At 33.1% G+C, this 16216-nt stretch carries 14 protein-coding genes; 12 read left to right on the top strand and 2 right to left on the bottom strand.

The genetic code is table 11. The features are described 5' to 3' along the window. The first annotated feature begins 59 nt into the window (after positions 1–59). From LK536_RS48795 to LK536_RS48850, 12 genes are all read left to right on the top strand, one after another. Entirely contained in the window at positions 60–1367 is a 1308-nt protein-coding gene (locus LK536_RS48795; RefSeq protein WP_227796475.1) for an O-antigen ligase family protein, read from the top strand. Positions 1368–1377: 10 nt separating this feature from the next. Then, positions 1378–2796 carry an oligosaccharide flippase family protein gene (locus LK536_RS48800; RefSeq protein WP_120058035.1) on the top strand — a complete coding sequence of 473 codons (1419 nt, stop codon included), beginning with the start codon at positions 1378–1380 and terminating at the stop codon, positions 2794–2796. After that, complete coding sequence (locus LK536_RS48805; RefSeq protein WP_120058034.1) at positions 2793–3971, top strand: hypothetical protein; 1179 nt, start codon at positions 2793–2795, stop codon at positions 3969–3971. Before LK536_RS48800 ends, LK536_RS48805 begins: the two co-directional genes overlap by 4 nt. Before the next feature lie 3 nt (positions 3972–3974). Next, entirely contained in the window at positions 3975–5663 is a 1689-nt protein-coding gene (locus LK536_RS48810; protein ID WP_120058033.1) for a hypothetical protein, read from the top strand. Beyond that, positions 5660–6559 carry a glycosyltransferase family 2 protein gene (locus LK536_RS48815; RefSeq protein WP_120058032.1) on the top strand — a complete coding sequence of 300 codons (900 nt, stop codon included), beginning with the start codon at positions 5660–5662 and terminating at the stop codon, positions 6557–6559. The genes LK536_RS48810 and LK536_RS48815 overlap by 4 nt, the downstream gene beginning before the upstream one ends. A 178-nt stretch (positions 6560–6737) precedes the next feature. Continuing rightward, positions 6738–7673, top strand: coding sequence for a UDP-glucuronic acid decarboxylase family protein (locus LK536_RS48820; RefSeq protein ID WP_120058031.1), 936 nt, complete (start codon positions 6738–6740; stop codon positions 7671–7673). Positions 7674–7690: 17 nt separating this feature from the next. After that, positions 7691–8854 carry a nucleotide sugar dehydrogenase gene (locus LK536_RS48825; protein WP_120058030.1) on the top strand — a complete coding sequence of 388 codons (1164 nt, stop codon included), beginning with the start codon at positions 7691–7693 and terminating at the stop codon, positions 8852–8854. A 16-nt stretch (positions 8855–8870) separates the two neighbouring features. Continuing rightward, positions 8871–9548 (top strand): HAD hydrolase-like protein, encoded by a 678-nt coding sequence (locus LK536_RS48830; RefSeq protein ID WP_120058029.1) that lies wholly within the window; start codon positions 8871–8873, stop codon positions 9546–9548. After that, positions 9541–10314, top strand: coding sequence for a 3-deoxy-manno-octulosonate cytidylyltransferase (locus tag LK536_RS48835; protein WP_120058028.1), 774 nt, complete (start codon positions 9541–9543; stop codon positions 10312–10314). The genes LK536_RS48830 and LK536_RS48835 overlap by 8 nt, the downstream gene beginning before the upstream one ends. Beyond that, a complete protein-coding gene (locus LK536_RS48840) occupies positions 10296–11870 on the top strand; it encodes an aldolase catalytic domain-containing protein (protein WP_120058027.1) in 1575 nt (524 codons plus the stop codon). Before LK536_RS48835 ends, LK536_RS48840 begins: the two co-directional genes overlap by 19 nt. Beyond that, the gene (locus tag LK536_RS48845; protein WP_506092195.1) at positions 11870–12877 is read left to right on the top strand and encodes an acyltransferase family protein; all 1008 of its coding nucleotides are present in this window, start codon (positions 11870–11872) and stop codon (positions 12875–12877) included. Before LK536_RS48840 ends, LK536_RS48845 begins: the two co-directional genes overlap by 1 nt. 746 nt (positions 12878–13623) lie before the next feature. Further along, complete coding sequence (locus tag LK536_RS48850; protein WP_506092196.1) at positions 13624–13962, top strand: hypothetical protein; 339 nt, start codon at positions 13624–13626, stop codon at positions 13960–13962. A 71-nt stretch (positions 13963–14033) separates the two neighbouring features. On the opposite strand, the gene LK536_RS48855 is transcribed toward LK536_RS48850, so the two are convergent. Both LK536_RS48855 and LK536_RS48860 read right to left on the bottom strand, forming a co-directional pair. Further along, on the bottom strand, positions 14034–15251 hold the full coding sequence (locus LK536_RS48855) for a hypothetical protein (RefSeq protein ID WP_227796477.1): 1218 nt from the start codon (positions 15249–15251) through the stop codon (positions 14034–14036). Then, positions 15248–16192 carry a UDP-glucuronic acid decarboxylase family protein gene (locus tag LK536_RS48860; protein WP_227796478.1) on the bottom strand — a complete coding sequence of 315 codons (945 nt, stop codon included), beginning with the start codon at positions 16190–16192 and terminating at the stop codon, positions 15248–15250. The genes LK536_RS48855 and LK536_RS48860 overlap by 4 nt, the downstream gene beginning before the upstream one ends. Positions 16193–16216: the final 24 nt, after the last annotated feature.

Raw genomic sequence — 16216 nt, forward strand, 5'->3', positions numbered from 1 at the left:
AAATGCTTGTTAAACCGGAACAAATAATTTAGAAAAAGTAATAGAAAAGAGGATTGGCTTTGGATAAAATCAGATTTAAATTGGGACCTAATCATATCTTTGCTTTTATAAGTGCCATTTATATGTTAGAAACAGTAACTCTGATAGTATCTAATAATACAATTGATAATCTTATACAGTTATCTTGTATCTGTTTAATGGGCATTTTTTATTTGATAAAAAGATCGGGAAGATTTTCTAATAACAATGTGTATATTTTTATTGGATTATTGATTATTTTATCTATTGTAGCAAGTACACTCCGTTTGGATGGGGAGGGGGTTATTCAGGCGGTAAAATATTTGATAAATCTAGCATTTTTATTTTTTGTTATTGAATTTTATAGAAAGGATTCCCTTGTGCCGTCTTATATCGTTGGCATAATTGATAGCATAGGGGTCATTATTGCTGTTCAATGTATCATTTTGTTTTTATTAGTTTTCTTTAATTTACCTATTGGTATGAAACAGGTTTATAATTCTAGGGCAGAAATTTATTATAGAAGCGCTGATTTTTTTTTAGGCTATGCAAATTCGATTCATCACTCTGCTAGTGGAAATATTTTAAGAGCTGCAAGTTATTTTCCTGAACCTGCTAAACTGGCTCATTTTATGTATATTCCTATGTTTTTTATGTTTGGAAAATTTAAAAAGACTAAAAGGTATAAGTACTTTTGGGGTGGGAGTGCAGCTCTATTATGTTTTATTTTGACGTTCTCTCGAGCAGGATATGTAGCATTGGCTGCGGCTATTTTTATATACCTATTTTTGAGAAGTAAAACGGAAAAACCATTTACCAGTAAGCAAGATATTCTAAAGATTATACTGGCAATTTGCGTGTTTATGGTATCGGCTGTATTACTTTTATATGCCCTAGACTATTACTCATTAAAAAATCCTAACAGTAGAATTTCTTCTATTTTTGATAGGGGAAATAATGTTAATACTAAAGATACTGTTTCATTAATTAGAACTACTTCCAATTATGGACGAGTGATTGAAGCTCTCAATAAAAATCCTTTAGGTTATGGATTAGGGTGGACTTTAACTAAACGGCAAGAATTTATTTTGCCAAGCGCGCCGGGAATGTGGCTATATTCGTCTGGATATTTGGGAATTGTTCCTGTCATTTTATTTTTTTGTTTTGTTGGTATAAAGTATTGTATTCCTTGTATAAAATCAAAAAATCCTATAAAGATTGCAGCCGCATTATCCTTTATTTCAATGTATGTCCACGATGTGTCATATGGAACTTGGATGTCAATTAATAATATGTTTGCTTTAAGTCTTTTGATAATGTTGAAGAATCGGGATTTAGAAGGGATTTAATTAAAATTATATGAGTAATAACTATGAATTAAATATAAATGCGGTCAGAGCAGCATTTTGGATGTTTGTATGTACATTTATAACCAGTACTTTCAGCTTTTTAACAACTCCAATTTTCACAAGACTTATGCCACCAGACAGCTATGGAATTGTTAGTGCATATAATGCTTGGCAAGATATTATTGGGATTGTAATCTCTCTCTCTCTAGTAACAAGTATAAATAAAGCTTTTTTCGATTTTAAACAAGATATATACCGATATATATCTTCTATGCTGGTTTTATTAGGTTTAAGTACCATTGCCGGATCGATTTTGGTACATTTCTTTTTTACATTTTTAAAAGTAAATTACCCTCTTGAATTAGAAATTTTACTTTATATTAGAACTTTTTTTAATTTAGCAATGTCATATTATTTTGCTCACCAAAAATTGGAATTTCACTATAAAAAATCAGTTATATGTACACTTATATATATATCATTAAACATAACAATGGGATTAGTCGGCGTTATGAATTTTCCTGATTTTATGGCAGAAGCAAAAATTATTGGCAGCAATGTCGGAACAATTGTGGTAGGAATTGGAGTGGTGATTTTTTATTTAAAAAGCAGCCATAAAAATTTGGTTCAAACTTCCTACTGGAAATATGCATTATCTTTTGGTTTACCGATGATGATTCAACTAGTTGGCTTTAAAATATTATCTCAGTCCGATAAATTAATGATATCTTTTTTATGTGGTGATTATTTTGCTGGCTTATATAGTGTTCCTTTTGCAATTGGTTCAATTATGCAGACGTTATGGAACTGTGTAGGACAAGGATTTCAACCATGGATGTTTACTAAGCTATCAACAAATAATATCCAAGATATTAAAAAGATTACAAGTATTTTATTTTTATTTGTGGGATTGGTTACAGTTTCCATTTCAGCAACCGCTCCTTTAATAATGCAAATTATGGCTAGTAATAAATATTATGACGGAGTATATGTGCTGATGCCAATTGTAGTAGGGTTTTATTTTTCTTTTTTTAATATGCTGATTATTACCTTGGCAACTTTTTATAAAAAATTGAAATATATACCAATTATAACGATATTAGGGACTTCTTTTAATATGATATTCAATTATTATGGTATCCTTTGGTTCGGCTATATTGCTGCAGCATATGTCACAATTGTTTGTAATATCATTTTTATTATTATGGATTACTTTTTTATCTACAAAAAAATGTATATTGACGTATTCCCATTTAAAAAGATTATATTGGGAGGGTGTAATGTTTTTATTTTATCTGGCTTAATGGTGACTTTATATGATTATCCAATTTATCGCTATTCTGCACTATTTCTAATTATTATACTTAGTTTATTTTATGAAATCAAAAATAAAGCTTTCAGGTTGAACTTTATGAGGAAAAACATATGAGATATGAGGAAATTTGCTTAATAATGGAAACACCGATTCTGGCTAGATTGTATCGTCGTTTTGGTTTGGATATTTTAGAAGAAAACGGTATTCGGATAACAGGATTAGATTGCTCACCGATTTTGGCACCAGTAGCTTATGAAAAAACCAAGCCTGATATTGACTACTCTAAAAAAAATATAAAGCTCGCATTTTCAAAAGATGAGATTTCATATTATTTTAACCATATGCCCAAAAGTACATTGATTCTAAATGTGGTTAACTATCGCCCTGAGAGTAGGTTTATTTATAAAGCAATAACCAAAAATCATTTGGCATTTTTTTATATGATGATTAATGTGGATGCAAAACGTTCATTTGCGGATAGAGGTAAGGCTTATTTACATGACTTATCCTTAAAACGTATTTTGTATTCCCTTAATTTGAGAATACCAAAGGGTATCTTCAGATATCGTTCGGCGGAGTTTGTAATGGGGGGTGGATTTGATGAAGCATATAAAAAGCTTTTTTGGAAAACACAGATGTGTAACCGAAATACCAAACTAATGTATGCGCATACCAATGATTATGATGAATGCATACGAATCCAAAACGAACCCAGGCTTATTGCTGAGGACTACTGCGTATTCATAGATGAATGTTTCCCATTTCATCCGGACTTGCTCGGCAATGGCATAGAGCTTAATCCTCAGTTGTATTATACTGATATGGAGCGTTTTTTTAGATTTATAGAAAACGAATTTAATCTACAGGTCATCATTGCAGCTCACCCGAGATCTACCTATATAGAAAAAAAAGAATACTTTCAGGGTTTCAGAATTATAAAAGGAAAAACCTGTTTGTTAATCAGAGATGCTAAGTTTGTTATTTATCATAAAAGTAATAGTATAAGTTCCATTGTAGCGTTTAGAAAACCTATCATATTTTCAACCAATAATGAAATTGAGATGAAGTTTATTGAAGGTGCTTTAACTATTAGACGCATGGCTAAAACGTTAGGAAAACCAGTATTAAATGTTTCTAATTTGTATAATAAAAAAATGATTGAAGTGTTTCTGTCAATAGACAATGATAAATACACTGATTTTATGACTCAATATATTTGTAAAGATTACAATGGAAAAGTTGAAGGAAAACTAATAGGAAATATTTTATTAGATTATTTAAAGGACTAACGCATGGAAATCTTGGATTTAAATAATTTAAGTGTAGAACATACAAAAAGGCTTAATGAGATTGCGATAGAACAAAGGGATGCATATGTTAAATTTATTGACTCTGTGAATATACATAATAAATTTGCATGGTGGATTACTAAAACATCAACCAGAAACTCGATGTATGTGTATACCTGCCTGTATAAGATACAATTCATCCTTGAAGTGATAGAGAAGGAAAATTATATTACAAAAATAATAGTGGATGATAAAAATATACAAATTATTACAAAGCGATATATTAAAAAATATAATAAAGAAATAAAAGTATACTCGAAATCTAAAAGGCAAAAAGGATGGTTATGGAATAGCTGTATCTATATTTATTTATGGTGTCTCAGATTGGCGGAGTTTATTCAAATAAAAAAATTATTATCTCAGCCGACTTTAGAGTCTGATGTTCCTATTTGTATCATAGATACGTTTGTGTTACATACTTGTTTTACTGAAAATGGATATATGGACCGATATTTTAATAATCTATTACCGAACGCAGAAATAAGATTTAATTTATATTTTTCTTCTATATTGGTAAATAATTGTAATCTCCCGTTTAGTAGCTTTTTAAAAAAACTAAAAGCAGAAAAGGAATATCCATTTTTAGTTAAAGAGCAATTTCTTAAATTCAAAGATTACCTATCTATGCTTATTTGGCCGATTTTATGTCTGCCGCTTGTTTTAAAAAAATACTATTTTAATGGTTTAGATATTTCAATGTTAATGAGAAGCGATATTTCTTCGGGGATTATGTATCAAAATAGTATTGATGGTTTAATTGCTTATCATTTTATCAAAAGACTTAAAAGTAAAAAAGTAAACGTTAATAAATTTATATTATGGTATGAAGGTCAACCCAGTTCTATCGGGTTTACATTAGGCGTACGAAAGTGGTATCACGAAAAAAGTATTTTAGGATACATTGGACTTCCTATTTTGGAAAATGATTTAGGTTATTACCCATCCACCCTCCAATATATAAAGCAAAAAGTGCCTGATATATTTGGAGTTATTGGAAACGCATATATAGATATAATCAAAATCTATTGTAATGATTTAAAAGTCATTGTCTGTCCAGCTTTGCGATATAATAATTGCTGTAATAAACAATATAAACAAAAATATAATTCTGGGAAAACAAGGATTTTAATTGTCTTATCCTATTATAAAGAAGTTTCTTACCAGATGTTAAGAAATACGTTCCTGGCAATTGAAAAATCAGGAAAGGAAAATTTTGAAGTATGGATAAAAAATCATCCGGTCAATCAGAATAAGGTTCTATCTGATTATAACGTTGTTACAGGATTAAGTTACAAGTTTGTCAATGGGAATTTGACAGATAGGTCATTAGATTCTGATATAACAATAATTTCTACAACAACAAGTGGGATGGAATTAATTATACAAGGTATTAATCTTTTGATTTACATTCCGAAAGGTGATTTAATAAACCATGCCATACCAAATTCAGTACCGAAGGACTTTTATAAAATTGTATACTCACAAGAAGATATTGCTATCGAATTACAAAAAAAAATATCTCAGTTTCAAGTCTCAAGAGATAAAAAATGGATACAAAATTATTTTGAACCAATAAATCCAGATTCAATATCTCGGATGTTAAATTTTAATAATAAGGTGGAGTTCAAATGAAGTATAGCATTATTATTCCTGCTTATAATGCAGAAGCATTTATTGAAAAGTGTTTAGATAGCGTACGCAAACAAACCTTTCAAGATTTTGAAGTGATTGTTATTGATGACGGTTCAACAGATAATACTTCTTCAAGTATTGCGTCCTTTCAAAAAGAATTTCCACATTTTCCTCTTATATATACTATACAGGAAAATGGTGGTGCAGCCAGTGCCAGAAATACAGGCATTGAAAAGTCAAACGGAAGTTATATCGCCTTTTTGGATGCAGACGATATCTGGTATCCAGATAAACTTGAAAAAGTTAACGCTGTTTTTGAAACTAATGGAAATATTGATGTGGTGTACCACGATGAAATTGAAGTTGATTTAAAGGGAAAGAAAACTAAAAACATTTATCGAACACTTAAATCGCCATACTTGGATGATTTGGTCATAAATGGCAATTCATTATCAACCTCTACCGTTGTTGTAAAAAGAGAAAGGCTTGTGAAAGCTAATACCTTTAAAGATGGAAAAAGAGCGGGTGAAGATATCGAGTGCTGGATAAAATTGGCAGAGCAAGGATGTGTGTTTTATCATTTGAACATGTTTTTAGGAGAGTATAGAAGAACGGCTCAGAGCTTGACGCTTCGGACTATAGAGTATACAAAGGCCACCTGTAATATGCACCTTGAGTATTTTAAACGTTTAGATCCACAACGATATACAGAAGCACAAGTGAATCAATTAATTAACAACCAGAAAAGAATAAATAATTATATGATTGCACGTAATTATCACTTTGCAGGTAATTTTGAGGAAGCAGCTAATTGCTATAAAGATATTTTAAAGGAAAAGTTTACGATAAAACCTTTAATCGGACTAATGTTGTCATATTGTAAAATAATACGATAGAGAGTTGATTTGACATATCGTGGTTGTCGGTAGGTGAAGCAAATGGAATTAGGACCCATATAGAAATTTTATTCTTTATATAGAGAAATAACTATAACTGTGGCTCATTCATTAAAAAATGTAACTAAAAATTTTTAATTTCCAAGAAAAAAGACTTGGCTAGATAAGGAGAACACGTATGGACAATAAAGTTTTGGTAACAGGGGGAGCCGGCTTTTTGGGTGCACACTTATGTGAGGCATTGTTGAAGAAAGGCAGACACGTGATATGCTTGGATAATTTTTTGACGGGTAGTAAATGTAATATTAAACATTTAATAGGGTTTTCTAATTTTACTATATTAGAGCATGATATTGTGGAGCCACTTCAGTTAGAGGTAAATCAGATATACAACTTAGCTTGTCCTGCAAGTCCAGTACATTATCAGACAGATCCAATAAAAACCTTAAAAACCAACGTTATCGGAACAATGAATATGCTTGAACTCTGTAGAGAGAATCATGCGGAGATATTACAAGCAAGTACAAGCGAGGTTTATGGTAATCCTCTGATAAACCCACAGGTGGAAACGTATCATGGGAATGTTAATTGTATAGGAATACGTTCTTGTTATGATGAGGGAAAACGAGCCGCAGAGACTCTCCTATTTGACTACTACAGGCAGCACAAAATTCAAATAAAAGTTATGCGTATTTTTAATACATATGGACCTAAAATGAATGTTAATGACGGAAGAGTCGTTTCTAACTTTATCGTGCAAGCATTGAAAGGAAACGATATAACTATTTATGGAGATGGGCTGCAGACACGGAGTTTCTGTTACGTGGATGACTTAATTAAAGGGATGATGGCTTTAATGGACTCATCACCTCACATTACAGGTCCCATAAATATTGGAAATCCAGGAGAATTTACAATCAAAGAACTAGCTGAAATAATTCTTGATATGACAGGAAGTAAATCTAAAATTGTATATAAGCCACTCCCAGTGGATGACCCAATCCAAAGAAGACCAGATATTTCAAAAGCCAAAATAGAATTAGGTTGGGAACCTAGTATTGATTTACAAACGGGACTTGAAAAAACAATAGAATATTTTAAACAAATTATCTGAAGAGAATAGAGGGAAAAATGAAAATCACTGTTGTAGGAATTGGTTACGTAGGTTTGGCCAATGCTATTTTATTAGCTCAGAACAATATTGTCACTTTATTAGATGTAGATAAGGAAAAAGTATACAAAATAAATAATGGAATTTCTCCAATTGATGATTGTGAGATTAAAGAATATTTGAATAAAAATATTAACCTAAAGGCGACGTTGGATAAAAAGGAGGCATATGAAGAAGCTGAATATATTGTTGTTGCAGCGCCTACAAATTATGATGAAAGGACCAATTTTTTTGATACTCAGGCCGTAGATAATGTAGTAAAGGACATAATCCATATTAATACAAATACTGTAATTATTTTAAAGTCTACATTGCCCATAGGATATACCGAAAAAATGAAGAGTAGATTAGGAATCGAAGACCTAATTTTTGCACCTGAGTTCCTAAGGGAAGGTAGAGCACTATATGATAACCTATATCCATCAAGAATTGTTATCGGATCGAATTCTCAAAAGGCTCAGAAGTTTGTAGAATTGTTAATTGAGGGAGCTATTAGAAAAGAAGTTGATATTGTCTACACTGGTTCCACTGAGGCAGAAACTATTAAACTGTTCGCTAATACATATCTAGCAATGAGAGTTGCCTTTTTTAATGAGTTAGACATATATGCAGAAGAACGAAGCCTTAATACACAACAGATTATTAAGGGAATCTGTCTCGACAGTAGAATTGGCGATTATTATAATAACCCTTCATTTGGATATGGTGGTTATTGCCTGCCAAAAGATACAAAACAATTATTAGCGGATTTTGGAGATATACCAAATACTTTAATTAAGGCAATTGTAGAGGCAAATGACACACGAAAAACTTTTATTGCATCTAAAGTATTAAAATCAGGGGCAAAAACAATTGGTATATATCGACTGACCATGAAAGCCGCATCTGATAATTTCCGGCAATCTGCAATCCAGGATATTATAAAGAAGTTAGAGCAGGCGCAACGGAAAATCCTTATATATGAACCTTTCTATAAAAAACAAATGTTTTTAAATGGGGAGATTATCAGGGACTTTAAGGAATTTACTAAGAAATCAGATATTATCTTGGCAAATAGAATGTCCAATGAACTTCTTCCAGTAAAAGAAAAAGTATATACAAGGGATCTCTATTTTAGGGATTAAGGAGGAATAAAAAAATATGTACTCAACTATTATATTTGATTTGGATGGCACGCTGCTTGACACGACTCAAGGTGTAATAAATGCGGTCAAAAGAATGATAGAGCAAATGAACTTGCAGGAATTGCCAATGGATACTCTTAAGGAATTTGTGGGGCCGCCCATGCAGGACTCTTTAAAAAGGTATTACAAAATGAGCGATAAGGAAGCTCTTGAGAATACCAATATTTTTCGGGATTTTTATAAACGATATAGTCTTTTTGAGGCTAAGCTGTATGATGGTATTTATGAATTACTTACAGAACTTAAAAATAGAAATATTAACCTATGCGTAGCAACAAATAAGAGTCATGAGAATGCAGTCTCAATACTACACTACTTTGGTATTACAAATTTAGTTGATTATGTAATGGGGGCCGATTTACAGGGAAAATTTAAAAAAGAGGATATTGTCAGGTCATGTATGAACGCCTGCGGAGCGAAGAAAAGCGGTACGGTTTTGATTGGGGATAGTATGTATGATTATGTGGGTGCTAGGGCCACAGGAATCGATTTTATCGCAGTTTTGTATGGCTTTGGTTTTAAAAGCGCTAATGATTTAGACGGAATTGAGTGTGCTGGTTTATGCCATACCGTGTCAGAACTGAATAGGATTCTATTAACAACATGCGTGCAAGGGGGGCATAAAGATGAGTAATTCATCAGAAAGTAATCAGAAAATAATTGGCGTTATTCCTGCCCGCTATGGTTCAGGAAGAATGCCAGGAAAACCACTTGCAGATATTTGTGGAAAACCTATGATTTGGTGGGTTTATCAAAGCGCAAAAAAGAGTACACTTTTAAATAAGATAATCATAGCTACTGATGATCGGAGAATAGAAGAAGTATGCAATAAACTGAATTTATCGGTTATTATGACCTCGGTAAACCATGATACGCCCACTTCAAGACTTTATGAAGTATCCACGTTAATTGATGCTGACCTATATTTACTTATTATGGGTGATGAACCTCTTTTTAATGAAAAATGTTTATCACTCATACTCCCCCAATCAAAAACACCAGATTACTATGTAGCGGCATTAACCAATGAACTTACTGAAGCAACCGAAGTTATTGATTTTAGTAATCAAAAAATAGTTTGTAATTCAGAGGGAAATGCATTAATGATATCAAGAAGCCCAATTCCCTATCCTAAGGGGTTTTTAGATTATCACTATGAAAAAGTAACAGGTGTACAGATCTTTTCAAAAAAAGCTCTGAAGTTTTATAATGATACAGAACGTTCTGTTTTAGAAAAGGCAGAGGAAAATGATTTGTTACGTTTTATTGAAAATAGTATACCTGTGCGTATGATTTCATCTCCATATAAAACGGTTTCAGTTGATACGTATAAGGATTTGGAAAAAGTCCGGACAATTATAAGCGACAAGGAGGAGTTGTTATGGAAAACTGTAATATAAAATTGTTAGACTGCACATTAAGAGATGGCGGATATATTAATGACTGGAGATTTGGTTTTAATAATATAAAGGAGATTATTTCCAGTTTAGTCCGAGCCAATGTAGATATTGTTGAAGTAGGTTTTCTTAGAAATGTAGATTATGATAAAGATGTTACCAGATGGTCAACGGTAGAAGAGTTAAAAAAAGTTCTTCCTGCAAAATCTAACAAAACTTTATTTTCAGCCATGGCCTTACATAATTTTTATAATTTAGATAATCTAAAGGATTATGATGGTAATAATATTGATATTATCCGGGTAACATTTCATGATTACGATATTCAAGAAGGAATGTTATTTTGCCAGAAAGTTAAAAATAAAGGATACAAAGTTAGCTGTAATCCGATTAATATTATGGGATATTCGGACGTTCAACTTTTAAATATTATTGAACAGGTTAATCTAATACAGCCATGGGCTTTCTCAATTGTAGATACATTTGGAAGTATGAATTTTGAAGATTTAGAGCGAATCATAGGCATTGTTAATCACAATTTGAATAAAGAGATTCGGATAGGCCTTCACTTGCATGAAAATATGGCACAAAGTTTCTCAATGGCACAAAGCTTTTTAACCAAGCATATCAACAGAGAAATTATAATAGATGGAAGTCTTATGGGAATGGGGAGAGTTCCTGGAAATTTATCTATAGAATTGATGGCTCATCATTTGAATATGTATTACAATAAAAATTATGATATAGACTATATGCTGGATGCAATTGAAGATCATATAATGATGATTAAAAACAAGTGTGGATGGGGATATACGCCGGCCTATTTTTTAAGTGCTAAATATAATCTGCATCGCAATTATGCGGAGTATTTTCTAGAAAAAGGAAATCTAACCCACAAAGATATCAACCATCTATTAAGCCGTATTCTGCCTGATAAAAAAACTGCTTTTGATTCGAGCTATGCAGATGAATTATATAAAGACTATCTAAATTGCCATATAGATGATACTAATGATATCAATCAGCTAAAGAATATATTTAAAGGAAGAAATGTCCTGATTCTTGCTCCAGGTAGTACACTTAACAGTTATGAAGATAAAATTGCTGAATTCATTAATCAAAATCATCCTTTGACAATAGCCCTTAATTTTATACCCAGTAGTAAAATGATTAATGCAGATTATGCTTTTTTTACCAATAATAAGCGATATGATAAATTGGTTACCTATGATTGTAGATTAATTGTTACCTCAAATCTTATCGGCGGACCCGCAGATTATAGGATTGATTATAATTGTATTGCAGGTGCATTTGAACAGGGGAGTAATAATCTGATTTTAGTTTTAAGACTTCTTAATAGAATGGGCATAAAAGAAGCATATATAGCTGGTGCGGATGGTTACAAAGCAGAAGAAGATAATTACTACGATGTAGCAATGCGCAACCACAAAAAACGCGATGATAATTTTAACTTTGTTATGGCAAGTACAATTAAGGCTCAAGGCGTAAAAATCAATTTCTTAACACCATCAATGTATAATATTAAAGGTAAGCAGTAATGCTAAAAAAACATTTGTATAAGATAGATATATTGAAATTTTTATGCACACTTATAATTATTATTTATCATCAAGGGTTACTGGGTACAAGTGGAAGATATCTGTTTTTTGGTGGGTATATCTTTGTTGAAATGTTTTTTATGATAACTGGCTATTTCACTATAAGACATTTTGAACAAGTCGGCTACTATCAAGGACATGAAGCCTCCACAGCAGTAAACTATACATTTAAAAAAATAGGACGTCTAATGCCCTATATCATTATCTGTGTATTTGTTCATGATACATGGCTAATTTTATCTCAACAAAGCAGTTTAAAGGAGTATGTTTTTATGCCTTTTGAAATGTTACTTTTGAGAATGGGTGGACTTAGTATAAACGAATACCTTCACATAACCCCGCTTTGGTATGTATCAGCAATTCTTTTTGTTTTGCCAGTTATAATTTATTTCTTTTTAAAATATAAAGATGTTATGTTTAATTTTGTAATATGGTATCTACCAATTTTTATATATGGATACTTTTTGAACACATGTGGTAATATGAACGAATGGGGAAATTGGACTCTTTATGGCAACATAGGAATTTATCGGGCAGTTGCAGGAATTCTATTAGGTATACTTGTTTATAAAATAAGTGAAAGAATGAAGCATTTAAATTTCGTTATAAAACACTCCTCTAAATTTTTTTGTTTAGGGACATGTGGTGTATTGGCAGGTGCTATTGTCACCTGCTACAAAGCTTCATCTTATTGGGATTTTATTCTTATTGGCATACTATTTATAAGTTTTTTATTTATTGTAATAGGTGATTTTCAAATCTCCCATTTAGTAAAACAAAAAAATGATAATAATTTAAAAGAGATTTATTTGGGGAGTAAAACTTTAAGAAAAATTTCTGGTAAGGGTCTTATAGGTGGTTGGACCGCGGGGATGGATTTGTTGGTGGGGATTGTTTGCAGGATTGGAGCTGTATGTTGTGAGCTTGGGGGGGGGGGGGGTGATTAATGCCCTGTATATTTGCCATTACACTGTTGGTTATATGGTTAGATATTATATGAGTCAATATCGTTATAAATTTGCATTATATATCGTATTTACTATTTTCTATGCTATTATTTTAGAATATATAATTAAATGGTTGCGTAGTATGAGAAAGAATAATTAAGTACAATCATATCAGAATTTAAATACTTGCTGGAAATAAGAGAAGCCTCTACTAAAGAACAGAAGCAGAACCAAAAAAGTAGTGCCCTCACAGAAACGGAGTGGTTTTTCATCCGCAAAAGCCTCTGCATAGACCAGGTTACTAACACTAACCGCTGTAACAAAAAAGTGGACCTATTTGATTTCACCTGTAATGCTGTCAATAAGAAGCTCTGGTTGGTTACCTGCCCAGTCGATATAGACCTTTTCTCCGTGAATCCCATCAACAGCCATCCGTAGTTTATCAAAGCTGTGATTAATATATACGTTGCAATAATAACAAGACTGTGTGAACTGATAACCGAATGGATGCTCCTGCTTGTATTTCAGCTATACGAAATATAGGTTAGATTTACTTCCCTCCCGCATAATACAAATCGTGAATAGCCACATAGTCCGATATGGCGGAAGTCTTCTTTTCTACGGATGTTTTCTGGCGGATAGAAGGATGTTTCCACATCTTCAGGGGCTATTTGGCGTAATGCGGTAAGATTCTTTCCAATCTCACTAAAGCGGGAGATAATAAGTTTCACCGTGCTGTGGCCGACATGATACCGATTGCAACAGTCATTATACGAAATGCTCCGCTGGCGCATATCGATAATGCCAAGAATTGTAGTTCAGTTTTGCATGATAAAATGTTCCTTTCTTGTATTTCCAGTACAAGAAAGATTTTAGCACAAAATACATGTTTAGACCAGCAAGGCGAAACCAACAGACCGATGGACCGAAATTTTCAGTCTGGAAACGTCAAACTTTCAGTATCTTTTGGAATTGGTAATGCTGTAAAAATCCTTTTGTGCTATACTTGTACTTACAAAGAACGGAAAATGCGGTGGATTACAGGGGCGAGATATTCAATTGTGGGAGCTGGAAAAACGGATTGATTATCTTAATGTACAGGTACTGAGTAACAAATACATAATTCCCCAGCGTAGAACCTGGTTTTACTGGGATTTTATGGGAAAAAGGAGTTAGTTTTTGTCCCCGCAAATATCGCTTTCTCCCTACAAATCCGCCCAAACATTATCACCAGCCAAAACAAAGGCTGACGATAATTGACCAGGAAAAGGCTTTCTGCAAAAAGCGCCAGTATCGCCGCCAGCATCCAGCGTTCAGTCTGTAATATCTGTCGTTTTACCCATAGGAGGAGTAGAACTGTGGGAATAATACCATAACAGAATAATACACTCAGCAAGCTTGAATGTATTTCATTAATGTACCTCGCCATGGCAAAACGCTCAAATCCACCTTCTCCCGCGCCATATAACACATATCTGGGATAGAGGAATAGTTTTTCCCATCCCCTGTCATAAACCAGTTCTATGGCTCCGTTTTCCTTTATTTTCCACAATTTTTCCTGTACTCTCTGCAGCAATGTGAATTGCCCTGCCTGTACTGAGAAACCATTTTTTGGCATCACTATCAGGCAGGCAGCGGCACAAATGAATGCAAGGCCAAACCAGCATAACCCATACAGCATTTTTCGTGATTTACAGCCAGAGTATAATTGGCAGGTTGTTTCTATTCCAATTCCTGCTATAAATATAATGGTTCCCAGAAAGACACCTGTTGATTTGGAAACGCTGATTATAATAAAGGCTAATATGTAAAAAATCCAGTCTGCATTACTCTTTGTTTCTCTACAAAGATATAATAATAAAATCATTAGAAATATATAAAATGCTAATTGGTTTGGATCGTTAAAGGTTCCCATATAACGGATTCCGCCCCAGGATTCATAGAATAACCTTCCCCGTCCGGAAATCAAAATAACTGTTTGGATAAGTATGTTAAGTCTGCATCCTCTACTTAGACATTGTTCAAATCCTTTTTTCTGTCCCAATTTTGCAAAGCACCAGACTGCCATCCCATTATACAGCCAGAACAAAGAATATTTAATAAAATCATTATTTTTCTGAGTCAGGGTATAGGCAGCGTTTATTATCACAACACAAAAAAGAAAAAGGTATAGATTACCGTCCTGATAAATAATCTTATCTTTACCGGAAAACACAGTTGGTGTTGTCTGCCAGCCTTTATGTTTCAGTGCTTCATATATTAAAGTTAAAAAGCACAAAGTCAGGCAGATATCAGCAAAACCAACTGATCCGGAGGGAAAAAAGTAAAACTGTTTTAATAAAAGAAAGAAAAAAAATAGGACTTGTGATATCATTTTTCTAATTGTTGGTCAAAATATCGTATTGTTGGAATTAAGCCTTCGTCCAAAAGAATTTCCGGTTTCCATCCTAGTTCCTTTGACGCTGTTTCAATGACAGGCTTTCGCTGCATTGGGTCATCCGAGGGAAGAGGATTAAATTGTAATTTGGAATGGGAACCCGTAAGCTTAATGATTTTTTCAGCAAGTTCTAAAATTGTAAATTCATTGGGATTCCCCAAGTTTACCGGCCCTTTAAAATCCTCTCGGCTTTGCATCATCCGCATAATTCCACTGATTAAATCATCTACATAGCAGAAACTACGTGTCTGGGTTCCATCTCCATAAATTGTTATATCTTTATTTTGCAGTGCTTGTATTATCATATTAGATACTACCCGCCCATCCGCTGGATCCATATTAGGTCCATATGTATTAAATATACGGATTACCTTTATACGGGTCCCGAATTCCCGATTGTAATCAAAGCAAAGTGCTTCAGCGCACCTCTTCCCTTCATCATAACAGGAACGGATTCCTATCGGGTTAACACTTCCTCTATAGGACTCGGGCTGTGGGTGTATCTGTGGGTCACCATATACCTCACTGGTAGAAAACTGAAGTATTTTTGCCTGAAGCTTTGTGGCGAGTTCCAACATATTCAGCATCCCCAGCACACACGTTTTTGTTGTAAATGTCGGGGACTTTTGATAATGAGGCGGGCTTGCCGGACATGCTGCATTATAAATTTCATCTATTGGAACATCAATTTTTAAAGGATTTATGATATCATGCTCTATGAACTGAAATGCAGGATTTTTCAGAAATGGCTGTATATTTTCCATACGCCCTGTATACAAGTTGTCAAGCGCGATAACTTCATTTCCTTCATCCAGCAGTTTCTTACACAGGTTGGAGCCGAGAAAGCCGGCTCCTCCTGTCACAAGTATTTTCTTCATTTATTTTCTCCATTCAGTTATTAT

It is taken from the genome of Clostridium pacaense, from assembly GCF_020709765.2.
In the GTDB taxonomy this organism is placed as follows: domain Bacteria; phylum Bacillota; class Clostridia; order Lachnospirales; family Lachnospiraceae; genus Enterocloster; species Enterocloster hominis.